Source organism: Stenotrophomonas sp. RIT309, from assembly GCF_000632045.1.
Lineage (GTDB): Bacteria > Pseudomonadota > Gammaproteobacteria > Xanthomonadales > Xanthomonadaceae > Stenotrophomonas > Stenotrophomonas indicatrix.
In genome coordinates this window covers 217,765-240,194 of sequence record NZ_JFYS01000041.1, presented here as the reverse complement: position 1 = coordinate 240,194, position 22,430 = coordinate 217,765, and the positions used below count along the sequence as shown (strand labels likewise).

The 22,430-nt window shown below is 66.6% G+C and carries 23 protein-coding genes and 7 tRNA genes; 13 read left to right on the top strand and 17 right to left on the bottom strand.

The annotated features are described in order from the left end of the window. The 13 genes from BW38_RS02810 to BW38_RS02865 all read right to left on the bottom strand — a co-directional run bounded on the left by BW38_RS02810 (position 1) and on the right by BW38_RS02865 (position 6,561). Positions 1 to 77, bottom strand: a tRNA-Arg gene (locus BW38_RS02810). A 32-nt stretch (positions 78 to 109) separates the two neighbouring features. Beyond that, positions 110 to 186, bottom strand: a tRNA-Arg gene (locus BW38_RS02815). A 58-nt stretch (positions 187 to 244) separates the two neighbouring features. After that, a tRNA-Arg gene (locus BW38_RS02820) sits at positions 245 to 321 on the bottom strand. 58 nt (positions 322 to 379) lie between these two features. Further along, positions 380 to 456, bottom strand: a tRNA-Arg gene (locus BW38_RS02825). Positions 457 to 514: 58 nt separating this feature from the next. Then, positions 515 to 591: transfer RNA gene (locus BW38_RS02830), tRNA-Arg, on the bottom strand. Between the two features lie 58 nt (positions 592 to 649). After that, positions 650 to 726 (bottom strand) — tRNA-Arg (locus BW38_RS02835). Continuing rightward, a complete protein-coding gene (locus BW38_RS21615) occupies positions 717 to 1,643 on the bottom strand; it encodes an alpha/beta fold hydrolase (protein WP_081794599.1) in 927 nt (308 codons plus the stop codon). Before BW38_RS21615 ends, BW38_RS02835 begins: the two co-directional genes overlap by 10 nt. After that, positions 1,640 to 2,449 (bottom strand): bifunctional hydroxymethylpyrimidine kinase/phosphomethylpyrimidine kinase, encoded by an 810-nt coding sequence (gene thiD / locus BW38_RS02840; RefSeq protein WP_032977907.1) that lies wholly within the window; start codon positions 2,447 to 2,449, stop codon positions 1,640 to 1,642. Before thiD ends, BW38_RS21615 begins: the two co-directional genes overlap by 4 nt. A gap of 313 nt (positions 2,450 to 2,762) precedes the next feature. Continuing rightward, positions 2,763 to 3,431, bottom strand: a complete 669-nt coding sequence (locus BW38_RS02845; RefSeq protein WP_032977904.1) for a YoaK family protein — start codon at positions 3,429 to 3,431, stop codon at positions 2,763 to 2,765. Positions 3,432 to 3,441: 10 nt separating this feature from the next. Continuing rightward, the gene (locus tag BW38_RS02850; RefSeq protein ID WP_025879447.1) at positions 3,442 to 3,948 is read right to left on the bottom strand and encodes a hypothetical protein; all 507 of its coding nucleotides are present in this window, start codon (positions 3,946 to 3,948) and stop codon (positions 3,442 to 3,444) included. After that, entirely contained in the window at positions 3,945 to 5,345 is a 1,401-nt protein-coding gene (locus tag BW38_RS02855; RefSeq protein ID WP_025879446.1) for a PhoH family protein, read from the bottom strand. The genes BW38_RS02850 and BW38_RS02855 overlap by 4 nt, the downstream gene beginning before the upstream one ends. Before the next feature lie 84 nt (positions 5,346 to 5,429). Then, the gene (locus tag BW38_RS02860) at positions 5,430 to 5,909 is read right to left on the bottom strand and encodes a peroxiredoxin (RefSeq protein WP_032977901.1); all 480 of its coding nucleotides are present in this window, start codon (positions 5,907 to 5,909) and stop codon (positions 5,430 to 5,432) included. A gap of 91 nt (positions 5,910 to 6,000) precedes the next feature. Continuing rightward, on the bottom strand, positions 6,001 to 6,561 hold the full coding sequence (locus BW38_RS02865) for a glycine cleavage system protein R (protein ID WP_025879444.1): 561 nt from the start codon (positions 6,559 to 6,561) through the stop codon (positions 6,001 to 6,003). A gap of 164 nt (positions 6,562 to 6,725) precedes the next feature. Here BW38_RS02865 and dapA point away from each other — a divergent pair, with 164 nt between their 5' ends. Both dapA and BW38_RS02875 read left to right on the top strand, forming a co-directional pair. After that, positions 6,726 to 7,619, top strand: coding sequence for a 4-hydroxy-tetrahydrodipicolinate synthase (gene dapA / locus BW38_RS02870; protein ID WP_025879443.1), 894 nt, complete (start codon positions 6,726 to 6,728; stop codon positions 7,617 to 7,619). 32 nt (positions 7,620 to 7,651) lie between these two features. Beyond that, entirely contained in the window at positions 7,652 to 8,167 is a 516-nt protein-coding gene (locus BW38_RS02875) for a hypothetical protein (RefSeq protein ID WP_025879442.1), read from the top strand. A 476-nt stretch (positions 8,168 to 8,643) separates the two neighbouring features. On the opposite strand, the gene fdxA is transcribed toward BW38_RS02875, so the two are convergent. Beyond that, a complete protein-coding gene (gene fdxA, locus BW38_RS02880) occupies positions 8,644 to 8,976 on the bottom strand; it encodes a ferredoxin FdxA (protein WP_032977898.1) in 333 nt (110 codons plus the stop codon). A 186-nt stretch (positions 8,977 to 9,162) separates the two neighbouring features. On the opposite strand from fdxA, the gene BW38_RS02885 reads away from it, so the two are divergent. Beyond that, complete coding sequence (locus tag BW38_RS02885; protein ID WP_032977895.1) at positions 9,163 to 10,587, top strand: sugar porter family MFS transporter; 1,425 nt, start codon at positions 9,163 to 9,165, stop codon at positions 10,585 to 10,587. A gap of 446 nt (positions 10,588 to 11,033) precedes the next feature. Here BW38_RS02885 and BW38_RS02890 read toward each other — a convergent pair. Then, positions 11,034 to 11,108, bottom strand: a tRNA-Glu gene (locus BW38_RS02890). Positions 11,109 to 11,157: 49 nt separating this feature from the next. On the opposite strand from BW38_RS02890, the gene pcnB reads away from it, so the two are divergent. From pcnB to BW38_RS02930, 8 genes are all read left to right on the top strand, one after another. Continuing rightward, positions 11,158 to 12,537, top strand: coding sequence for a polynucleotide adenylyltransferase PcnB (pcnB, locus tag BW38_RS02895; protein WP_032977965.1), 1,380 nt, complete (start codon positions 11,158 to 11,160; stop codon positions 12,535 to 12,537). A gap of 3 nt (positions 12,538 to 12,540) precedes the next feature. Further along, positions 12,541 to 13,026 carry a 2-amino-4-hydroxy-6-hydroxymethyldihydropteridine diphosphokinase gene (gene folK, locus BW38_RS02900; RefSeq protein ID WP_025878795.1) on the top strand — a complete coding sequence of 162 codons (486 nt, stop codon included), beginning with the start codon at positions 12,541 to 12,543 and terminating at the stop codon, positions 13,024 to 13,026. A gap of 34 nt (positions 13,027 to 13,060) precedes the next feature. Next, entirely contained in the window at positions 13,061 to 13,876 is an 816-nt protein-coding gene (panB, locus tag BW38_RS02905) for a 3-methyl-2-oxobutanoate hydroxymethyltransferase (protein WP_032977893.1), read from the top strand. Next, positions 13,873 to 14,712 carry a pantoate--beta-alanine ligase gene (panC, locus tag BW38_RS02910; protein ID WP_032977891.1) on the top strand — a complete coding sequence of 280 codons (840 nt, stop codon included), beginning with the start codon at positions 13,873 to 13,875 and terminating at the stop codon, positions 14,710 to 14,712. Before panB ends, panC begins: the two co-directional genes overlap by 4 nt. 73 nt (positions 14,713 to 14,785) lie before the next feature. Then, positions 14,786 to 15,280 carry a hypothetical protein gene (locus tag BW38_RS02915; protein WP_032977888.1) on the top strand — a complete coding sequence of 165 codons (495 nt, stop codon included), beginning with the start codon at positions 14,786 to 14,788 and terminating at the stop codon, positions 15,278 to 15,280. Positions 15,281 to 15,367: 87 nt separating this feature from the next. Continuing rightward, positions 15,368 to 15,748 (top strand): aspartate 1-decarboxylase, encoded by a 381-nt coding sequence (gene panD, locus BW38_RS02920; RefSeq protein ID WP_004153087.1) that lies wholly within the window; start codon positions 15,368 to 15,370, stop codon positions 15,746 to 15,748. Then, the gene (pgi, locus tag BW38_RS02925; RefSeq protein ID WP_032977885.1) at positions 15,745 to 17,259 is read left to right on the top strand and encodes a glucose-6-phosphate isomerase; all 1,515 of its coding nucleotides are present in this window, start codon (positions 15,745 to 15,747) and stop codon (positions 17,257 to 17,259) included. Before panD ends, pgi begins: the two co-directional genes overlap by 4 nt. Positions 17,260 to 17,285: 26 nt before the next feature. Continuing rightward, positions 17,286 to 18,245 carry a hypothetical protein gene (locus BW38_RS02930; RefSeq protein ID WP_152543331.1) on the top strand — a complete coding sequence of 320 codons (960 nt, stop codon included), beginning with the start codon at positions 17,286 to 17,288 and terminating at the stop codon, positions 18,243 to 18,245. 90 nt (positions 18,246 to 18,335) lie between these two features. Here BW38_RS02930 and BW38_RS02935 read toward each other — a convergent pair whose 3' ends face one another. Together BW38_RS02935 and BW38_RS02940 are read right to left on the bottom strand one after the other, a co-directional pair. Beyond that, positions 18,336 to 18,905 carry a response regulator transcription factor gene (locus tag BW38_RS02935; protein ID WP_032952096.1) on the bottom strand — a complete coding sequence of 190 codons (570 nt, stop codon included), beginning with the start codon at positions 18,903 to 18,905 and terminating at the stop codon, positions 18,336 to 18,338. Continuing rightward, on the bottom strand, positions 18,902 to 20,122 hold the full coding sequence (locus tag BW38_RS02940) for an ATP-binding protein (protein ID WP_032952097.1): 1,221 nt from the start codon (positions 20,120 to 20,122) through the stop codon (positions 18,902 to 18,904). Before BW38_RS02940 ends, BW38_RS02935 begins: the two co-directional genes overlap by 4 nt. Positions 20,123 to 20,236: 114 nt before the next feature. On the opposite strand from BW38_RS02940, the gene ispG reads away from it, so the two are divergent. Further along, positions 20,237 to 21,502, top strand: coding sequence for a flavodoxin-dependent (E)-4-hydroxy-3-methylbut-2-enyl-diphosphate synthase (ispG, locus tag BW38_RS02945; protein WP_025878802.1), 1,266 nt, complete (start codon positions 20,237 to 20,239; stop codon positions 21,500 to 21,502). Continuing rightward, positions 21,483 to 22,232 carry a phosphatase PAP2 family protein gene (locus tag BW38_RS02950; RefSeq protein WP_025878803.1) on the top strand — a complete coding sequence of 250 codons (750 nt, stop codon included), beginning with the start codon at positions 21,483 to 21,485 and terminating at the stop codon, positions 22,230 to 22,232. The genes ispG and BW38_RS02950 overlap by 20 nt, the downstream gene beginning before the upstream one ends. The last annotated feature ends 198 nt before the right edge of the window (positions 22,233 to 22,430 follow it).

Genomic DNA, 22,430 nt, shown 5'->3' with positions numbered 1-22,430 from the left:
TGGTGCGCCCGGAGAGATTCGAACTCCCGACCGCCTGGTTCGTAGCCAGGTACTCTATCCAACTGAGCTACGGGCGCCAATTACATAAACTTGTTGTGTTGATCGTGTGTGGTGCGCCCGGAGAGATTCGAACTCCCGACCGCCTGGTTCGTAGCCAGGTACTCTATCCAACTGAGCTACGGGCGCGCGGTACACAATCAAATTTTACTGCACTTCCAGCGGCGGATGCTGAAGGTCTGTCGAGTGGTGCGCCCGGAGAGATTCGAACTCCCGACCGCCTGGTTCGTAGCCAGGTACTCTATCCAACTGAGCTACGGGCGCGCGGTACACAATCAAATTTTACTGCACTTCCAGCGGCGGATGCTGAAGGTCTGTCGAGTGGTGCGCCCGGAGAGATTCGAACTCCCGACCGCCTGGTTCGTAGCCAGGTACTCTATCCAACTGAGCTACGGGCGCGCGGTACACAATCAAATTTTACTGCACTTCCAGCGGCGGATGCTGAAGGTCTGTCGAGTGGTGCGCCCGGAGAGATTCGAACTCCCGACCGCCTGGTTCGTAGCCAGGTACTCTATCCAACTGAGCTACGGGCGCGCGGTACACAATCAAATTTTACTGCACTTCCAGCGGCGGATGCTGAAGGTCTGTCGAGTGGTGCGCCCGGAGAGATTCGAACTCCCGACCGCCTGGTTCGTAGCCAGGTACTCTATCCAACTGAGCTACGGGCGCCCTGCGACAGGAGCGGAATTATGCGGATGTCGGCGCGAGTCGTCAACGCTTTTGTGAAAATTTTCACCCAACTGAATGAAAAACGCCTCTGCGACAGCCTCCGGGTGTTTCATCCACGCGAAGTGATCGGCCTGCGTACCCAGCTCCTGCGCAGAAAGCACGCGTACTTCCGAGGCGACATTCGGCAGTTTCGCCAGCAGCGCCTGCATTGATCCGCTCGGCGCCAGCCAATCGTCTTCCATCAGCACCGCCTGCGCACTGCCGTGCACGCGCGCCATCTGCGCATCCAGGTCCTCGTCCATCCCTGCGGCGGCGTAGTGATTGCTCAGCCCTACGCGTGCCCAGTCGGCGATCAGTCCGCGTGCTTCGGTGCCGCCGAAACCGAGCCGGCGCCCGTGCAGCACGCCCTGGCGCCGCGCGATCCACGGCAGGAAGCGATAGATCAGTGGCAGCAGCCAACCGCGTGGTGGCGGGAACGTGCGCCAGAACGGTGTGCCGCTGGCGGCCAGCCACAATCGATCAAACGCCTGTGGTTGGCGTCCGGCGTGCACGCAGGCCAGCTGCCCACCCAGGCTGTGGCCACCGATGATCCATGGCAGTGCCTCCTGCGCGTCATCGGCATCGGCGAGCAGGGCCTCGCTGGCCGGCAGATCGTGGTCGAGAATCTGCCGGTAGCCCCAATCCTGGCTGCGCGACGGGCGCAGCGAACTGCTGCCATTGCCACGCCATTCGTGCAGGTAGACCGCCACGCCCCTGGCTGCAAGTGCCTGCGCCAGTGGTACGTAGTGGCGCGCGGCCACGCCCAGCGCCGGCAGCCACAACAGCCGTGCCAGCGGCTGTGCGGGCGCACAGGCGATCACGTCGAAACGGTGGCCATCGCCGCTGTTCACAGTGAGCGCGCGTAGCGAATCACTCATGCGTGGGGCGCCGCGCCGAAGTGGTCCAGTACCAGCACCTCGCTGCGACCGGGCGCATAGCCCTGCTGCAATCCGCGCGCTACGTAGTCGATGCCGGCTTCGCAGGCGTTGGCCAGGCTCAGCCCGTTGCAGAGCTGCGCGGCGATGGCCGAGGCCAGCGTGCAGCCGGTGCCATGCGCATCCAGTGGCAGGCGGGCATGGATGAATTCTTCGCTGCTGACGCCGTCGAAGTAGCGGTCGACCACGCGGTTGCCTTCGTGCAGGTGCCCGCCCTTCAGCAGCACTGCACCGGCGCCCAGATCAAGGAGCGAGGCGGCGGCCCGCTCTGCATCGTTGCCATCGGCGATGCTGCGGCCGACCAGCAGCTCCGCTTCGGGTGCATTGGGGGTGACCAGGGTGGCCAGTGGCAGCAGCCGTTGACGCATTGCCTGCAGCGCGCTGTCCTCCAGCAGGCGCGCACCGCTGGTGGCCACCATCACCGGGTCGAGCACCACGTGCGGTGGTCGATGGCGTTCCAGTGCATCGGCCACCGCGTGGATCACCTCGGCGTTGGCCAGCATGCCCAGCTTCACCGCGTGGATGTCGAAGTCGTCGAAGCAGGCTTCGATCTGCGCGCGCAGGAAGTCGATCGGTGGCACGTGCACGGCGCGGACGCCGCGGGTGTTCTGCGCGGTCAGTGCGGCAATCACCGACAGCCCATGCACGCGATGCGCGGCGAAGGCCTTCAGGTCGGCCTGGATGCCGGCGCCGCCGCCGGAGTCGGAGCCAGCGATGGTCAGGGCGGAAACAGGGGTGGTCGGGCTCATGCAGCGATTGTGCCGTGCTGCCTTGCCAGGGGGTAGTGCCGGCCGGGCTGCGCCCGGCACCGGCACAAGCAACAGCAACACCTGGAGCAACGGCGGCATGTGGTGGGATGCGGGGTGGTGTGGGCCTGCAGGACACGCCGTAGACCCGTCCGTGGGGGCTCGATGGCGCCATCCATGGCGCTAACGGTCCTGCAGCCCCACACCGCCCCGCATCTGACGGCTTCCTGCGCAGTAGATCCACGCCATGCGTGGATATCGCGGAAAAGATCGGATGGACAACGTAGATCCACGCCATGCGTGGATGACGCCATGCTCAACGCCGCCAGCGCGCCCACTGCTGGTAGGACACATAGCCCAGCCCGGTCAGGCCGGTCAGCAGGGCAGGGGCCAGCAGGGCGTCGTACTGCCAGCGCACGAACAGCCAGGCGCCGATCACGCCGCCAGCAAGGAAGCCGCTGATGATCAGGCCGCTCAGGGTCAGGCGTCGTACCTGCAGCGGCAGCCCGCGCAGCAGGTGGCCCAGGCCGATGCCGAGATCGGTGAACATGCCGCTGAGATGAGTGGTGCGTACGACGGCACCACTGAAGGTGGTGGCCATCGCATTCTGCAGTCCGCAGGCCATCGCGGCCACCAATGCGCCCCATATCTGATGCTGCTTGAACAGCGGAATGGCCGCCAGCAGCAACAGCGATTCCAATGCCAGCGCCACGCCGTAGCGCCGGCCGAGCTGCAGTGCGCTGTCCTGGATCAGCAGTCCGCTGACCATCGCGCCCAGCGAAAACGCGATCAGCAGCCCCCACAAATGGCCGACCGCGCGCCAGTCACCTTGCGCCAGTGCCATGCCAAGCTGGCTGGTGCTGCTGGTCATGTGGCTGACCGCCTGGTGTTCAAAACCGAGGAAGCCAACCACATTGACCATGCCGGCCACGCACGACAGGGCGACCGCGCCGATCCAGACCCAGGTGGGCAGGCGGATTCCCATGGCAGGCCCCTCAGGGCCCGCCGAAGCCGCCGTTGAACTGCAGCTCGCTGAAGGTCCCGCTGGCCGGGTCGAAGACCGCGCCCCAGAACTGCGCGCCGCCATCGCAGACCCGCACCGCCTCGCGGGCGGGCCGCAGGCTGTTGTCTTCAGGCAGATGGAACGCGTTGATGTAGATCACCTGCTTTCCGTCCAGCTCGATGCCGACGTACTGGCGATCGAAATCCAGCACGTGCGGCACCTGGGCTTCCAGCGATGCCAGCTTCGCTTCCAGCTGGTCCACCTGCTGCCGGCTCGGTGCCCAGTAGCCGCTGACCCGCCCGGCCTCGCGGCCGGGGCTGGGGCGCGAGCAGGTGTCGAGCACCTGCGCGGCGATGATCGGGCGGGTGACCACCCAGGACTGGCCACTGCGTTCTGTGGTCGGCACGCTGGCCGGTCCCTGCGTGGTCGCGCAGGCACCGAGCAGCGTGGCAATGGCGACCGCCAGCGATGGCAGCAGCAGACGGGTGCAGCGGTTCACAACACCTCCGAGGCGTAATCGGCCAGCCGCGAGCGTTCACCGCGACGCAGCGTGATGTGCGCGCTGTGTGGCCAGTTCTTGAAGCGGTCCACGGCGTAGGTCAGGCCCGACGTGGTTTCGGTCAGGTACGGGGTGTCGATCTGTTCGACGTTGCCCAGGCAGACGATCTTGGTGCCGGGGCCGGCACGGGTGATCAGCGTCTTCATCTGCTTGGGGGTCAGGTTCTGCGCCTCGTCCAGGATCAGGTAACGCGACAGGAACGTACGGCCGCGCATGAAGTTCATCGAGCGGATCTTGATGCGGCTGGCGAGCAGGTCGTTGGTGGCCTGGCGGCCCCAGGTGCCGCCTTCCTGGTTGTGCGTCAGCACTTCCAGGTTGTCGGTCAGCGCGCCCATCCACGGCGTCATCTTCTCTTCCTCGGTACCGGGCAGGAAGCCGATGTCCTCGCCGACGCTGACCGTGGCGCGGGTCATGATGATCTCGCGGTAGCGCTGCTGGTCCATCGTCTGCGCCAGGCCGGCGGCCAGTGCCAGCAGGGTCTTGCCGGTGCCGGCGGTACCGAGCAGGGTGACGAAGTCGATCTCCGGATCCATCAGTGCGTTGAGTGCGAAGTTCTGCTCGCGGTTGCGCGCGCTGATGCCCCACACGGCATGGCTGCCGTGGCGGAAGTCATCGACCAGCGACAACACCACCTTGCCATCGCCGACGATCCTGCTGACGCGCAGCTCGACTTCGTCTTCGCCCGGCAGGTACACGTACTGGTTCGGGTACCACTCTTCGCCGTCCTGGGCGAGGATTTCGTAGTGCGTGCGGCCCTTGTCGCTCCAGCTGCGCAGATCCTCGCCGTGGCGCTTCCAGAAGTCTTCCGGCAGCTCGGTGGCGCCGGTGTAGAGCAGGCTGAAATCGTCCAGCGCGCGGTCGTTCTCGTAGTCTTCCGAGACGATGCCGGCGATGGCCGCCTTGATGCGCAGGTTGATGTCCTTGGAAACGAACACCACCGGGATCTCCGGCGTTTCTTCCTTCAGCGCCAGGATCGCGCCGAGGATGGCGTTGTCCGGGATGACCTTGCCAAAGCTCTTGCCCGCGTCGAAATGGCTGGTCTGGAAGCGCAGCAGGCCCACGCTCTGCTTGCCGCGCAGCTGCAGGCCCTGCGGCCGCTGCAGCGGAATGCCCTCGGCCAGGTTGTCCAGGCCCGAAGCCTGCACCAGCTCGTTGAGGAAGCGGCTGACCTGGCGGGCATTGCGGCTCGCTTCGGTCGTGCCCTTCTTGCCGTTGTCCAGCTCCTCGATCACCTGCATGGGCAGGTAGACATCGTGCTCCTCGAATTTGAACAGCGCGGTGGGATCGTGCATCAGCACGTTGGTATCCAGCACGTAGATGCGCTTGCCTCGGGTCATCATCGGTTCCTGGTTACGGACAGGGAAAAACCACCACGGCCTGCTGCAGGGCAGGGTGGTGGCGGACAAAGTGGGCGATGGGACTCACTTGGACTGATTGGCCTTCAGTTCGGCGAGGACGGCGTCGGCATGGCCGGCGACCTTGACCTTGCGCCATGACTGCACGATGCGGCTGTCGGGGGAAATCAGGAAGGTGCTGCGCTCGATGCCACGTACCTGCTTGCCGTACATGTTCTTCATCTTGATCACGTCGAAGGCGCTGCACAGCGCTTCGTCGGCATCACTGACCAGCGGGAACGCGAAGCCCTGCTTGGCACAGAAGTTGTCGTGGGACTTCACCGAGTCGCGGGAGACGCCAAGCACGACCGCGCCCGCTTTCCTGAAGTCGGGCAGCAGTGCGTTGAAGTCGATGCCCTCGGTGGTGCAGCCCGGGGTGCTGTCCTTGGGGTAGAAGTACAGCACCAGCCACTGGCCGGCGTAATCGCCGAGGGTGGCCTGGGCGCCGCCGGACAGCGCCAGCGGCAGGGAAAGGGTGGTGCTGTCCAGGGTATCGCCGTTGTTCATGAGGTCCTTCTGTCGAGCCTGGGTTCTTTCTACGACAATTGCATGAAACGCCACGCGCCCGTGAGGAGCGCGCGAAGAATCAGGGTTTCAATCAGAACTTCATCGGGTCCATGATCGCGTCCAGGTTCAAGTGGTCGCAGAACTCGAGGAAATCATCGCGCAGGGCGGCGATATGCATGTTGGCCGGCACGCCGATGGTGACCTGTGCGCTGAACATTTCCGCACCGGTCTGCATGGCGCGGTAGCGCGTGCTCTGCAGGGTCTCGATGGTGATGCCCTGGCGGTCGAAGAAATCGGCCAGCTGGAACAGGATGCCCGGCTTGTCGGCGGCGATCACCTCGACGATGTACGGCAGCAGGTTGGACTGCGCCTGCTTGGCTTCGGTGCGATACCACACCAGCTTCAGGCCTTCCTCGCGCTCGAGCCGGGTCAGCATCGCTTCCAGCTTGGCGACCGAATCCCAGGAGCCGGTGGCCAGCGCGGTCACCGAGACATCGCGGCCCACGGTGGCCAGGCGTGCATCCACCAGATTGCACCCGCTGTCGGCGATGCGGCGGGTGACGGACAACAGGGGGGACTCCGGATGCGTCGTATAGGCGTTGATCAGGAGGTGGTTTTCGCTCGGCGCTGGGCGCGGGGTGGTGTCGGTCAAGGCGATTCCGGGTAATGCATGCGTTAGTCTGAATGCCCGCCAGAGGCGGGGATCCACCGGTGTCCAGCATACTTGCCCGTGCTTTCGCGCCGCAAGTAACATTCAGAACGCCCGCGCCCTTCCGTGGCGGACGTTTTCCCTCCCCAGCCAAGAGCAGCACGTCCTTGTCCCTTTCCGGCCTCATCACCGCGCTGGCGACCCCCTTCCGGGCCGACGGCGCACTCGACCCCGACGGTTGGCAGCGCCTGCTGCACCTGCAGCTGGAGGGCGGCGTCCAAGGCGTTGTCGTTGCCGGCTCCACCGGCGAGGCAGCCACCCTGTCCGATGCGGAGTACGACCAGCTGCTGGCCAGCGCGGTCGAACGCATCGCCGGCCGCGTTCCGGTCCTGGCCGGTACCGGCCTGTCCGGCACCGCCAAAACCATCGAACAGACCCGCCGTGCTGCCGCGCTTGGCGCCACCCACGCGCTGGTGGTCACCCCGCCGTACGTGCGGCCGACCCAGGCTGGCCTGATCGCGCATTACCGCGCGGTCGCCGACCAGGCCGGAGTGCCGGTGGTGCTGTACAACGTGCCCGGCCGCACCGGCTGCGACATGCTGCCGGAGACCGTGGCCGAGCTCGCCAGCCATCCGAACATCGTCGGCATCAAGGAAGCGGTGGGCGATACCGGCCGCGTGCGGGCACTGCTTGACCTGCGCAGCCCGACCTTTGCCGTGCTCACCGGCGATGACGGCACGGCCGCACGTTCGATCCAGGCCGGCATGGACGGTCTGATCTCGGTCGGTTCCAACGTGCTGCCCGGCGCCTATCGCCGGATGTGCGACCTGGCCGCTGCCCGCGACCATGAAGCCGTTGAATCCTGGGACGCTCGCCTGCAGCCGTTCCATGACTTCTGCGGTGTCGAATCCAACCCGATTCCGGTCAAGGCGCTGTTGCGTCGGATCGGCATCGGTCACGATCTGCGCCTGCCGCTGCTGCCGCTTTCGGCCGCACACGCGCCTGCCGCCGACCATCTCGCCGGCGATATCGCCGCCCTCGAAGCCCTTTCCAGCCACTGACCTTCCGTCTTGGTCTGATCCAGGAGATTCACATGCGCCAATCCGTTTCCGCCGTCCGCGTGCTGTCCTTCGCGCTCCTTGCCGTGGCCACCGCAGCCGGCACCACCGGTTGCTTCAAGCGTGGCGTCAAGGGCGACTACGCTCTGGCCCCGGAAGTGCGTCCGCTGGAAGTGCCGCCGGACCTGAACCTGCCGGCAGGCGCCGGCAACAACCAGGTGCCGACCCTGAGCTCGGCGACCAAGCCGGCCACCCCGGCCGCCGCTGCCCCCGCCGTCAGCGCCACCGGTTTCACCATTGCCGGCAGCAAGGATGAAGCCTTCGCCAAGGTCGGTACCGCGCTGGAAGGCGTGGAAGGCCTGACCATCGCTACCCGCGCGCAGCTGCTGGGTTCGTACGACGTGGCCTATGAAGGCAGCAACTTCCTGGTCCGCGTGGTCGCCGTCGACGCCGGTGCCTACATCTCCGCGGTCGACCCGCGTGGCCTGCCGGCCACCGCCGAAGCCCCGGTGAAGCTGATTGCCGCGCTGAAGGCCAAGCTGGCCCCGTAATGGCCGGTTGGGCGGGTGCGGAGCCTGCGGGTTCGCACCTGCCGTGGTAGACGCCGGCCCTGGTCGGCGCCTTTGTGCCAACCAAGGTTGGCAGCTACCAGGGCCAGAACGGAAAAGGGCGCCTTGGGCGCCCTTTTCATTGCCTGCTGGTTCGCACCTGCCGTGGTAGGGGCCGACCTTGGTCGGCGCCTTTGCGCCAACCAAGGTTGGCAGCTACCAAGGCCAGAACGGAAAAGGGCGCCTTGGGCGCCCTTTTCATTGCCTGCTGGTTCGCACCTGCCGTGGTAGACGCCGACCCTGGTCGGCGCCTTTGTGCCAACCAAGGTTGGCAGCTACCAAGGCCAGAACGGAAAAGGGCGCCCTGGGCGCCCTTTTCATTGCCTGCTGGTTCGCACCTGCCGTGGTAGAGGCCGACCTTGGCCGGCGCTTTTGTGCCAACCAAGGTTGGCAGCTACCAGAGCCATGGTGCCTGCGCCTCAGCGCTCCAGCAGCTTCAGCAGCTTCAGCTTGTCCGGCTTGCCATCCCACTCACCGGCGTCGGCCGGCGGGTCCTTGCGCACGGTCAGCACCGGCCATTCCTTCGCCAGTTCTGCATTGAGGGCGACGAAACCTTCCTGGCCGGCGGGAACATCGTCTTCCGGGAAGATCGCGTTGACCGGGCACTCGGGTTCGCAGAGGGTGCAGTCAATGCACTCGTCCGGGTCGATCACCAGGAAGTTCGGGCCTTCGTGGAAGCAATCCACGGGACACACTTCCACGCAATCGGTGTGTTTGCACTTGATGCAGTTTTCGGTGACGACAAATGGCATGGGTAGAGGGCGAATCGCTTTCTGAACCTGCCAATTCTAGAACAGGTTGGCCCCCGGTGTCGGTTGCCGTGTGAAAGTGGGGCGGATGGGCGGCCCGGAGGCCCATTTGGCGGCGTGCCCGCCCTGTGCGACGCTGCCAGGGCCGCCGGCCCGCTTCGGTCGACCCCCTTCCCTGCAGGATCCTTCATGTCGCCAGTCCAGCCCGGTGCCGCCTCCAACGGCGGTGAGAACACTGCCTTCATCGTCCTGATCAGTTGCGCCGCCACCCTCGGCGGGTTCCTGTTCGGCTTCGATAGTGGCGTCATCAATGGCACCGTCGATGGCCTGCGCCAGGCCTTCAACTCCAGCGAGGCCGCGCTCGGCTTCGAGGTCGCCTCGATGCTGCTGGGGTGCGCGATCGGGGCGTTCGTGGCCGGTTGGCTTGGCGATCGGCTGGGACGTCGCGGCGTGCTGATCGTGGCGGCCGTGATGTTCCTGGTGTCGGCGCTGGGCGCCGGCGCTGCACATGCCTCCTGGTTGTTCGTCTGCGCACGCGTGCTCGGCGGGTTCGCTGTCGGTGCGGCCAGCGTGATGTCGCCGGCCTACATCGCCGAAGTCGCCTCTGCGCGCTATCGCGGCCGGCTGGCGACCGTGCAGCAGATGGCGATCATCTGCGGCCTGTTCGCAGCGTTCCTCAGCAACTATCTGCTGGCTCGGGCGGCGGGTGCGTCGACCGAGCCGCTCTGGCTGGGGCAGGAAGCCTGGCGCTGGATGTTCTGGATGCAGGCACTGCCGTCGCTGCTGTTCCTGCTGTTGTTGCTGGTGATCCCGGAAAGCCCGCGCTTCCTGGTGATGAAGGGCCGGCAGGCGCAGGCGAGGGCGGTGCTTGGCCGGTTGTACGGCGAACGTGCCGCGGTGAACAAGCAGGCCGAGATCGAAGCCAGCCTGGCCCAGGACCAGCACAAGCCGCGATTCGGCGACCTGATCAACAAGGCCACCGGCAAGCTGCGCCCCATCGTCTGGATCGGCATCGGCCTGGCGATGTTCCAGCAGCTGGTCGGCATCAATGTGGTGTTCTACTACGGCGCGGTGCTGTGGCAGGCGGTGGGTTTCTCGGAAAGCGATGCGCTGCTGATCAACGTCCTGTCCGGTGCGCTGAGCATCGGCGCCTGCCTGCTGACGGTGGTGCTGATCGATCGCATCGGCCGCAAGCCGCTGCTGTGGGTCGGTTCGGTCGGCATGTCGGTGGCCCTGGTGCTGATGGTGGTGGCCTTCGCCAGCGGCAGCCTGGCCGAGGGGCGCCTGCAGCTGTCCGACGGCATGGGCCGGTTGGCGCTGGTAGCGGCCAACGTCTATGTGGTGTTCTTCAACATGTCGTGGGGCCCGGTGATGTGGGTGATGCTGGGCGAGATGTTCCCGAACCAGATCCGCGGCCCGGCGTTGGCCGTGGCCGGTGCGGCGCAGTGGACCTCGAATTTCGCGATCACCGTGACCTTCCCGATGCTGCTGGCCGGCATCGGCCTGGCCGGTGCGTACGGCATCTACACCGTCGCCGCGATCCTCTCGATCATCTTCGTCATCCGCTACGTGCGCGAGACCAAGGGCAAGGAACTGGAGCAGATGGAAGGCTGACGTGTGCCTGGCTTCGGTTGCATTTCGTCGGCGCCTGATTGTCCACGGTGCGAGGGGGCAGGCCGCCCTCTCCAGGACACGCAAAAGCCCATCCATGGTGCTCGATGGCGCCATCCATGGCGCCAACGGTCCTGGAGAGGGCGGCCTGCCCCCTCCTGACAGTTTCATGGTGCCAGCGGATGCACTGAAGCGCTGGTCGGCTGTTGCTGCAGCGCGCGGGAAACCGTCCAGAGCCGGCGGGGTCACCCAGGGCAGGACCGTTGGCGCCATGGATGGCGCCATCGAGACCCCATGGATGGGTTCACGGCGTGTCCTGCCCTGGGTGACCCCGCCGGCTCAAGCCGAAAGCAGGGAGGCGCTCAAGCGACCAGCCCAGTCGGCGACACGATTCCGGAAAACAGAAAAGCCCGCACAAGGCGGGCTTTTTCGGTTCCTGCTGCGGCGACTGGTGCTCCCTAGGGGACTCGAACCCCTGTTTTAGCCTTGAGAGGGCCACGTCCTAACCACTAGACGAAGGGAGCAGTGTGTCGCTGCCGGTGCAGGAGCGCTAGTATATGCACCTCGATGCCATTGGGCAATCCCGAAACTTCAACCGGAAGCGCCAACATCATTTCCTCTGCTACATCACCGTTCAGCCTGCGCGTCATCCCGCGCGACCAGCACACGATCTCCCGCAAGGACATCAGCCCGAACGCTTTGCGCGTGCTTTATCGACTGCGCGATGCCGGCTTCGGCGCCTACCTTGTCGGCGGCGCGGTGCGCGATCTGCTGGTCAATGGCCAACCCAAGGATTTCGACGTGGCCACCGATGCCACGCCCGAACAGGTCAAGCAGTTGTTCCGCAACTGCCGCCTGATCGGCCGCCGTTTCCGCCTGGCCCATGTTGTGTTCGGCCGCGAGATCATCGAAGTCGCCACCTTCCGAGCCAACATCGATGACGGCAGCGGCGACCGCGAAATGGAAAACGGCATGCTCGTGCGCGACAACGTGTACGGCAGCATCGAAGACGACGCCATCCGCCGCGACTTCACCTGCAATGCCCTGTATTACGCCATCGAGGACTTCTCGGTGCGTGACTACACCGGCGGCTTCGAAGACGTGCAGGCACGCCTGATGAAGCTCATCGGCGACCCGGTGCAGCGTTACCAGGAAGACCCGGTGCGCATGCTGCGTGCGGTCCGCCTTGCGGCCAAGCTCGGCTTCCAGATCGAAGAGGGCACTGCCGCACCGATCCCGCAGCTGGCCGGCCTGCTCAACGAAGCCGCACCGGCGCGCCTGTTCGAGGAAGTCCTGAAGCTGTTCCTGTCCGGGCATGGCGTTGCCAGCTTCGAAGGACTGGAACGCTACGGTCTGTTCGACGTGCTGTTCCCGGAAAGCGCCAAGGCGCTGAAGTCGAACCGCACCGGCGCGCTGCGCCGCATGCTGGTCGAGGGCCTGGCCAACACCGATGCACGCGTGGCCAATGACGAGCCCGTGTCGCCGGCGTTCCTGTTCGCGCTGTTGCTGTGGCCGGCTTACTGCCGCGCGCAGGCAACGCTGCTCAAGCAGGGCGTCGCACCGGAAGAGGCACAGCGTCGTGCCGCCGACCGTGTCACCGTGCAGCAGCTGAGCACGATTGCATTGCCGCGCCGTTTCTCGCTGCCGATGCAGGAGATCTGGCTGCTGCAGGCGCGCTTCAGTTCGCGCCAGCGCAAGCGCGTGATGCGCACGCTCAACCACCCCCGTTTCCGTGCCGCCTTCGATTTCCTGGCCCTGCGCCAGGTGGCATCGGCAGAGCACGAAGCCGACGTCGCGTTCTGGCGCGAAGCGCAGGCGCAGTCCGGGCATGAGCTGGATTCGTCGCTGGATTCCCTGCACAGCGATGCAGGCGATGAGGAGGGTGGAGCGCCGCGCAAGCGTCGTCGTCGCCGTCGTCGTCCCGATGGCGCAGCTGCCGGTGCTGCCGAGTAATCCATGACCGGTGCCTGGATCGGGCTGGGCGCCAATCTTGGCGACGCAGCCAACACCGTCCGCGCGGCCATTGCCGCGCTGGACGAGCTGCCCGGAACCCGGCTGACGCAGGCCTCGCGGTTGTACGCGACGCCGGCATGGGGCAACGAGGACCAGCCACCGTTCGTCAACGCAGTGGCCTCGGTCGACACCGATCTGCCCGCCGTCGAGCTGCTGCAGGCCATGCTCGCGCTGGAGCAGCGCTTCGGCCGCGTACGTGATCCCGCCGTGCACTGGGGGCCGCGTGCGCTGGATCTGGACCTGCTGCTGTTCGGCGAGCAGGTGCTGGACCTGCCCGAGCTGAAGGTGCCGCATCCCTACCTGCACGAGCGTGCGTTCGTGTTGGTGCCATTGGCCGAAATCGCCGCCGATCTGGCCATTCCCGGCCACGGTCGCGTACGGGATGCAGTGATGCGGGTGGATGCCTGCGGGATCGCGCCGTTAGGGTGATAATGCCCGGGTTATCTCCCCCGGTTATCAGCACATGAGCACCCACGCAGACAGCAAGCCCTGGACCGTTCCCGCCCTGGCCGAGGCCAAGCGCAATGGCCAGAAGCTGGTCATGTTGACCGCCTACGACGCAGGCTTCGCCCGCACCTTCGATGCCAATGGCGTCGACCTGATCCTGATCGGCGATTCGCTGGGCATGGTCGTGCAGGGGCACGATTCGACCCTGCCGGTGAGCGTCGCCGACATGGTCTATCACACCCGCGCAGTCGCCCGCGTGCTGCAGCGTGCGCTGCTGATCGCCGACCTGCCGTTCGGCGCCGATGCCACCCCGGAACGCGCGCTGGATGCTTCGCTGCAGCTGCTGCAGGCGGGTGCGGAGATGGTCAAGATCGAAGGCGCCGGCTTCAAGGTCGACATCATCCGCTACCTGGTCGAGCGCGAGATCCCGGTGTGTTCGCACCTGGGCCTGACCCCGCAGTCGGTGCTGCGCCTGGGTGGCTTCAAGATCCAGGGCCGTGGCGATGCCGCGCGCCAGCTGGTGGACGATGCCAAGGCCGTGGCTGAAGCCGGTGCCAGCATCATGGTGCTCGAATGCGTGCCGACCCCGGTTGCCGCCGCCGTCACCGCCGCGGTGCCGGTGCCGACCATCGGTATCGGTGCCGGTCCGCAGTGCGACGGCCAGGTGCTGGTGCTGCACGATTTCCTCGGCCTGGACAGCGGCCACCGTCGCCCGAAGTTCGTCAAGGACTTCCTGGCTGAAGGCGGTTCGGTGGCCGGCGCCACCCGTGCCTACGCCGATGCCGTGCGCGATGGCAGCTTCCCCGACGAAGAACACGCGTACGCCCAATGATCCAGACCTTCAACGAACTCGGTGCGCTGCGCGCGCAGATCGCGCAGTGGAAGGGCGAGGGCCTGCGCGTGGCGCTGGTGCCGACCATGGGCAACCTGCACGGTGGGCACCACGCGCTGGTCACCCTGGCAAAGCAATACGCCGACAAGGTGGTGGCCAGCATCTTCGTCAACCCGACACAGTTCGGGCCGAACGAGGATTTCAGCCGCTATCCGCGCACCCCCGAAGCCGATGTGGCCGGGCTGGAGCAGGTGGGCTGCGATGCGGTGTGGCTGCCCAGCGTCGAAGCGATGTACCCGCTGGGCGTGGACAAGACCACGCAGATGCATGCGCCTGGCGTCAGCGAGGTGCTGGAAGGCGCCAGCCGCCCGGGCCATTTCGATGGCGTGTGCACGGTGGTGGCGCGGCTGTTCCTGCAGGTACAGCCGGATGTGGCCGTGTTCGGCCGCAAGGACTACCAGCAGCTGGCGGTCATCAAGCAGATGGTGGCCGAGCTGTCGTTCCCGATCCAGATCGTCGGTGCCGAGATCGTGCGTGATGAGGATGGCCTGGCCAAGAGCTCGCGCAACCAGTACCTGAGCGCCGAACAGCGCCCGCTCGCGACCACCCTTCACCGCACCCTGCTGGGCATGCGCGAAGGCTATGTGGCCGGGCACGCGCGTGAACGCATCGAGGCCGACGCCGTCGCTGCGCTGCAGGCAGCGGGCTTCCAGGTGGATTACGCGGTACTGCGCACTCCGGAGCTGGCCGAGCCGAGTTTCGATGGCGGAGGCCGCGTGGCCCTGATCGCCGCACGCCTGGGCACCACCCGGTTGATCGACAACCTGGAGTTCTGAACCGCCCCGCGCGGTTGTGCAGGGCGCCCGCAGTGGGCGCCCGGTGTTTGCCGGACAAGGACGACCTGCCGATATGACCTCGTTTCCAGCCAGCCCCGGCCGCCGCGCCGTGGCGGCGATCCTGGCGGTGTTCGCCGCCGCGCTGCTGCCTTCGCTGGTGATCGGTGGCCTGATTGCCGGTCTCAGCCTCGGCCAGGAAGTGGCCACGGCCGCGCTGGCGGCCGCCTTGATGTTCGTGCTGGCCTTCGCCCACGCCGTGGCGGTGCTGCTGCCGATGGGCCTGATCCTGCTGTCTTCCGGCCGCCTGCGCTGGGTCTGGTTCGCGCTGGTCGGGGCAGGGCTGGGCGCGCTGGCCATGGCCACCTGTGCCTGGCCCGACGGCTCTGGCGGCGCTCTGATGAGCCAGCTGTCCTCTGCGGACAACTTCGACTGGGCCAGCTATGCCTTCTCGGTACTGGTGGCGGCCGGATTCGGCCTGATGGCCGGACTGGCGTTCCATGCCGTGTTCCGGGCCGTGCTGGCCGGTGCCGCAGCGCCATCGCCGGGCGCGCAGCAGCGCACCGGCTGAACGGTCTTCAGCATCCTGCGGCCGCTACCTGACGGTTGCCGCGTGGGTGCTAGAATCGGCTCTTTCCTTTGCCGTTGCAGCGCCCCCATGCACCTGTCCCTGCTCAAGACCAAGATCCACCGCGCCACCGTCACCCATTCGGAGCTGAACTACGAAGGCTCCATCGCCATCGATGACAACCTGCTGGCTGCCACCGGCATCCGTGAGTTCGAGCAGGTGCACATCTGGGACGTGACCAACGGTGCGCGCTTCTCGACCTATGCGATCCGCGCCGAAGCCGGCAGCGGTGTCGTCTCGCTCAATGGTGGCGCTGCGCGCCACGTGCAGGTCGGTGACATCATCATCATTGCCGCCTTCGCCAGCATGACCGAGCAGGAAGCCGACAGCTTCAAGCCGAAGCTGGTGTACGTGGACGGCAACAACCAGATCTCCCACACCAACGACACGATCCCGACCCAGGCCGCATGACAACGAACAACGGATTCGACTCGCTGCATTCCCACGCCCAGCGCCTGAAGGGCGCAAGCATTCCCGGCCTGCTCGCCGCCGAACCCGGCCGTGTACAGGACCTGGCGCTGCGGGTCGGTCCGTTGTATGTCAACTTCGCCCGGCAGAAATACGATGCCGCAGCGTTGCAGGCGCTGTTGGCGCTGGCTGCCGAACGTGATGTCGGCGGCGCCATCACGCGCCTGTTCCGTGGCGAGCAGGTCAACCTGACAGAAGGCCGCGCTGCGCTGCATACTGCGTTGCGCGGTGACGTAGTCGATGCGCCGGTGGCGGCCGAGGCCTACGCCACCGCGCGCGGCATCCGCCAGCGCATGGGCGTGCTGGTGCGCGCGCTGGAAGACAGCGGCGTGACCGATGTGGTCAGCGTCGGCATTGGCGGTTCCGATCTCGGCCCGCGACTGGTCGCCGATGCGCTGCGCCCGGTCACAGGCGCACGCCTGCGCGTGCATTTCGTGTCCAACGTGGACGGCGCCGCCATGCAGCGCACGCTGGCCACGCTGGATCCGGCGAAGACCGCCGGCATCCTCATTTCCAAGACCTTTGGTACCCAGGAAACCCTGCTCAACGGCCAGATCCTGCATGACTGGCTGGGTGGCAGCGAGCGCCTGTACGCGGTCAGCGCCAATCCGGAACGCGCCGCCAAGGCCTTCGCCATTGCCGCCGAGCGCGTGCTGCCGATGTGGGACTGGGTGGGCGGCCGCTATTCGCTGTGGTCGGCCGTCGGTTTCCCGATCGCACTGGCCATCGGCTTCGAGCGCTTCGAGCAGCTGCTGGAAGGTGCCGCGCAGATGGATGCGCATGCACTGGACGCGCCGTTGGAGCGCAACCTGCCGGTGCTGCACGGCCTGACCGACATCTGGAACCGTAATCTGCTGGGCCACGCCACGCATGCGGTGATGACCTACGACCAGCGCCTGGCGCTGCTGCCGGCCTATCTGCAGCAGCTGGTGATGGAAAGCCTGGGCAAGCGCGTGCAGCGCGATGGCCAGCCGGTCACCACCGACACCGTGCCGGTGTGGTGGGGCGGTGCCGGCACCGATGTGCAGCACAGCTTCTTCCAGGCGCTGCACCAGGGCACCAGCATCATCCCGGCCGATTTCATCGGCTGCGTGCACAACGATGATCCGTATACGGTCAACCACCAGGCGCTGATGGCCAACCTGCTGGCGCAGACCGAAGCACTGGCCAACGGCCAGGGCAGCGACGATCCGCACCGCGATTACCCGGGCGGCCGGCCGAGCACGATGATCCTGCTCGACGCGCTCACCCCGCAGGCGCTGGGCGCGTTGATCGCGATGTACGAGCACGCGGTGTACGTGCAGTCGGTGATCTGGAACATCAACGCTTTCGACCAGTTCGGTGTCGAACTGGGCAAGCGGCTGGCCAGTGGTCTGCTGCCGGCCCTGCAGGGCGAGGATGTCCAGATCAATGATCCGCTGACCCGTGAGCTGCTGGCGCAGCTGAAGGGCTGAGCGCGGCGCGCCGGATGCGTGCGTCGATGCACTGGCGCGACCTCGTTCGACGAAGGGAGCCCGAGGTGTGGGCGGGTCTGCACCTGACCGTGCAGGCCCCCGTGCGCCCTGCGCTTGTGGTTTCGGTCTGCCCGCCGGACCGGATACGGGTGGGTACCGAGGAACGCCCCATGTTGTGGGCGAGGGTGGAGCCCGACTATTTCGGTGTGGACCTGCTTCGCAGCGCCTCCCCGGCCTCGCCGGCGACCATTCCACCGATCACGGCTGCCGAGGTGCGGGCGTTGCATTCGGATGATCCGGTGCGGACTGCCGCAGCGTGGGCACGTCATTTCGCACAGGCCCTTACCCGTTCGGATCGATCTCCGCTGGCCCAGGGCGAATGGCTGCTGCAGCCGACGCTGCATGGCCTGGAGCGTGCGCGGATGCCGCTCACGCTCGCGTCAGATGCGCTGGCCCGACCGGCGGTGGATACCTTGGACTGGTCGAGCGTGACGCACGGCGAATGCCTGCCTCCCGTCCTGCTGCGGGCACCGTCTCTGGCCACGGCTGGGCGGGTCAAGGCCTGGGCCAGGCAGGCCCGGGCAGGATCACTGCCACCGGTGCTGCTGATGTGGGTCAGTGGCCTGCAGGCACACGTGGTGCTGGACGGACACGACCGGCTGCAGGCAGCCGTGCAGGAGGGCGCAGATGTGCCGGCGCTGGTTCTGCTGCGTCATGGCGAGCGGTGCGTGGATGAGCGGGGCCTGGCGCGGGCTGACATCATCGTCGAGCGGTCTGGCGGCGCGGACATGACAGTCGAGGCCCGCAACCGACTGCTGCTCGATCTTTATAGCCCTGCGCGCGACGTCCTGCCCAGTCGGGCAGATCTGATGCGTGGTGGGGTGGATCAATGGATTGCAGAAGTGGACGCCGAGGCCAGGCAGGGCGAGGATGTCCAGATCAATGATCCGCTGACCCGTGGGCTGCTGGCGCAGCTGAAGGGCTGACGCGGGCGGGGAATGCCGCCGGGCATGGCCCGGCGCTACCCTTCGTCATGCCGGTAGCGCCGGGCCATGCCCGGCGAATACGACGACGCATCACCGGCTCGGATCGCGTTCCGGGCTCGGCCGCTTGGCCAGCTTGCGCTGCAGCGAACGCCGGTGCATGCCGAGCAGCCGCGCGGCCGCCGACACATTGCCGCCGGTTTCATGCATCGCCTGCTGGATGTGTTCCCACTGCAGGCGGCTGATCGGGGTCATCGCATCGGGCACTTCCATCTCGCCGTCATCGGCGGGGCCATCGTCTTCCTCGCCCAGCGCACGCAGGATCATCGGCACCGTCGATGGCTTCGGCAGGTAGTCGTCGGCGCCCAGCTTGATCGCCTCCACTGCGGTGGCGATGCTGGCATAGCCGGTCACCAGCAGGATCCGCATGTCTGCGCGCAGCGCGCGCAACGGCTGTATCAGGGCCAGGCCGGAATCGCTGCCCAGCTTCAGGTCGATCAACGCGAACGCCGGCGGATGCTGGCGGGCCAGTGCCAGCGCACTGGCCGCATCCTGTGCGGTCTGCGTCTCCAGCCCTTTGCGGGCCAGGCTGCGCTGCAGGGTGCGCAGGTAGAGTTCGTCGTCGTCGACCAGCAGGCCAAGGGTGGAAGCAGTCATGGTCATTCCTCGCGGGGGGCCAGCGGCAGGCGGAAGCCGACGCGGCTGCCGGCCCCTTGGGCCGGGCGCATCCACATCTCGCCGTCCAGGCGTTCGATGGTGGCATGGGACAGGGCAAGACCGACGCCCATGCCTTCACTCTTGCTGCTGCCGAACAGCTTGCCCGGCAGCACGGCGGCGCGGGCGTTGAAGCCGTGGCCGTAGTCGCGCACTTCGCCGATCAGGTCGTCGCCTTCGATGCGCAGGCTGAGATCGACGCGCGGTCGGCCGGCCTGCTCGCCGGCATCGGCCGCGTTGTTCAGCAGCACCATCAGCAGGTGGCCGACGCCCGGGTCCAGCGGCAGGCGCAGCGGTGCGTCGTCGTTGCGATGCAGGTCGATGGTCGGGCGCACCAGCCGCCATTGCTCCAGCACCTGCTGGGCCGTGGAGTGGGCGCGCCCGGGGCCGTCATTGGAGGCCGGGGCGGCCAGGGCCAGCACGCGCTCCCGGCACTGCACCAGCAGTTCGCGCAGGGTTTCCATGTCCTCGCGCACTTCCGGTTCTTCGCTGCGTTCGGCCACGTCGTCGGCGAGCAGGGTCATCGTCGCCAGAGGCGTGTTCAGTTCGTGCGCCACCGAGGCTGCATGCGTGGCCAGGGCGACGATGCCCTCGTTGCGCGCGAAGCGTTCGCGCAGTGCCGACAGTTCCAGCTCGCGCTCGCGCAGCGCGATCGCCAGCCGGGTAGAGAAGATCAGTACGACCGCAGCGGACAGCAGGAAGGTGGCGATCACGCCCCAGCGATTGAGGTCCAGTGCGTTGAAATAGCCCGCCGGCAGCGGTTGCCCGAACAGTCCGCTGGCGGCGTAGCCCAGCAGGCAGGCGCTGGCCACGGCCAGTGCCCAGCGCAGGGGCAGGGCGAAGGCCGCCAGGGCGATCAGGATCAGGAACAGCGAGCCGAACGGATTGGCGATGCCGCCGCTCCAGCTGACCATCCAGGTGAGGATGATCACGTCCACCAGGATGTGGCCGAAGGCGGTCAGCGGCGCGGTATCGGCCGGCTCCGGGCGCAGCTGCGTATACAGGTTGAATACGGCGAGCACGGCCACGCCCGACCACAGCGGCAGTTGCGGCAAGGGCAGCCCCAGCACCCAGGTCGCAACCAGGATGGTGGCCGCCTGGCCAGCCACGGCCAACCAGCGCAGGCTGCACAGGGTTCGGAGAAACGGGGCGTCGGGACCGGTCATTCGCGCCCATCGTATGCGTTCGCGGGGACGGCTGCCTGCGACAATCGGCCGCAGCCGGACTGTCGCCTGAATGCGACACACCCGGAAGGTCGGGGCGGGCGTTAGAATGCCGGCATGCATGACGCCGTCACCCGCCCTACAGCCCCCTCCGATGCCACTTCCTGGCCCCGTCGCCTGACCCAAGCGGTCCAGATCGGTGGAGTCACCGTGGGCGGTGGCAAGCCGGTCGTGGTGCAGTCGATGACCAATACCGACACGTCCGATGTGGCGTCCAGCGTCAAGCAGGTCGCTGAGCTCTGGCGTGCCGGCTCGGAAATGGTGCGCCTGACCGTCAACACGGTCGAAGCGGCCGCGGCGATCCCGCGCATCGTCGACAAGCTGGCGATGATGGGCATCGACGTGCCGCTGATCGGCGACTTCCACTACAACGGCCACCAGCTGCTGACGGCCGAGCCGGCCTGCGCCGAAGCACTGGCCAAGTACCGCATCAACCCGGGCAACGTAGGCTTCGGCAAGAAGAAGGACCTGCAGTTCGCGCAGCTGATCGAGTTCGCCATCCGCTACAACAAGCCGGTGCGCATCGGCGCCAACTGGGGCTCGCTGGACCAGGCCCTGGCGGCCAAGCTGATGGACGAGAACAACCACCGCGAACAGCCCTGGGACGCCGGCCGCGTGCTGCGCGAGGCGCTGATCCGTTCGGCACTGGATTCGGCCGAGCAGGCCGTCGAGCTGGGGTTGCCGCGCGATCGCATCATCCTGTCGGCCAAGGTCAGCGGCGTGCAGGAGCTGATCGCGGTCTACCGCGACCTGGCCCAGCGTTCGGACTTCGCCCTGCATCTGGGCCTGACCGAAGCCGGTATCGGCAGCAAGGGCATCGTCGCCTCGGCGGCGGCGCTCAGCGTGCTGCTGCAGGAAGGCATCGGCGACACCATCCGCATTTCGCTGACGCCCGAACCGGGCCAGTCGCGCACGCAGGAAGTGATCGTCGCCCAGGAACTGCTGCAGACCACCGGCCAGCGCGCCTTCACTCCGCTGGTCACGGCGTGCCCGGGCTGCGGCCGTACCACCTCGGAATTCTTCCAGGAGCTGGCCAAGGTGGTGCAGAACCACGTGCGCGAAAAGATGCCGCTGTGGAAGATCCAGCACCCGGGTGCGGAGAACATGACCCTGGCGGTGATGGGCTGCGTGGTCAACGGGCCGGGTGAGTCGCGGCATGCCAACATCGGCATCTCGCTGCCGGGCACCGGTGAAGCACCGTCGGCACCAGTGTTCGTCGATGGCGAGAAGAAGGTGACCCTGCGTGGCGAGAACATCGCCCAGGAATTTGTCGCCCTGATCGATGATTACGTTGAACGCACCTATGTCCGAAGCGCCGGGTAAGCCGACGATCCTCGCTGCACCGGAGCCCGCCTCCGGCTTCCGCCACTGGATGGCGCGCAATGCCTGGCGGCTGCTGCTGCTGTTTGCCGGCGTGCTGCTGCCGCTGGCCGGATTCGTCGCCCTGGCCGACGAGGTGCACGAGTTCGAATCCTTCCATTTCGATGCGCCGCTGCTGTGGCAGATGCACGGCCTGCATTCGCCGTGGCTGGACCACGTGTTCGTGCTGCTGTCGAAGCTGGGCTACGAGTGGTTCCTGATCCCGGCCGATGTGCTGATTGTCGGTGCACTGGCCTGGCACCGGCGTTGGCGTGAAGCGACCTTCGTGGCGGTGAGCTTCGTAGGGTCGGCGCTGCTCAACATGGGCAGCAAGCACTTCTTCCAGCGCGACCGGCCCAGCTTGTGGGAATCGATCGCGCCGGAATCCACGTTCAGTTTCCCCAGTGGCCACGCGATGGGCTCGATGACCCTGGCGGTCACCCTGGTGCTGCTGGCCTGGAATACCCGCTGGCGCTGGCCGGTGCTGCTGCTGGCGCCGTCGTTCAGCCTGCTGGTAAGCGTTTCCCGGGTCTATCTGGGGGTGCATTACCCCTCGGACATCCTCGCCGGGTGGTGTGCCGCGCTGGTTTGGGTGGTAGGGTGCTATCTGGTCATGTTCAGCCGTCGTCATCCATGGCGACGGCACGGTTCGCCGCCAGCGACGGCCAGCGAAGCGATCACGCAAGGGGAGTGACGTGGATGCCCTCCCAAGGGCGTCTACCTGAGGGACGGGTTGTTTCGTTGTAACGGGTTCTGCAGGGCAAGGGGCACGATCAGTGCGTGAAGAATGTGATGCGCAAGGCAGAACGCCGGAATTGCGCAACATCCGCGCTTGCAGTGGTCAGGTGCTCCTGCCTAGGTTGACCCGTATTGGCCGCATTCGAAGAGGTAC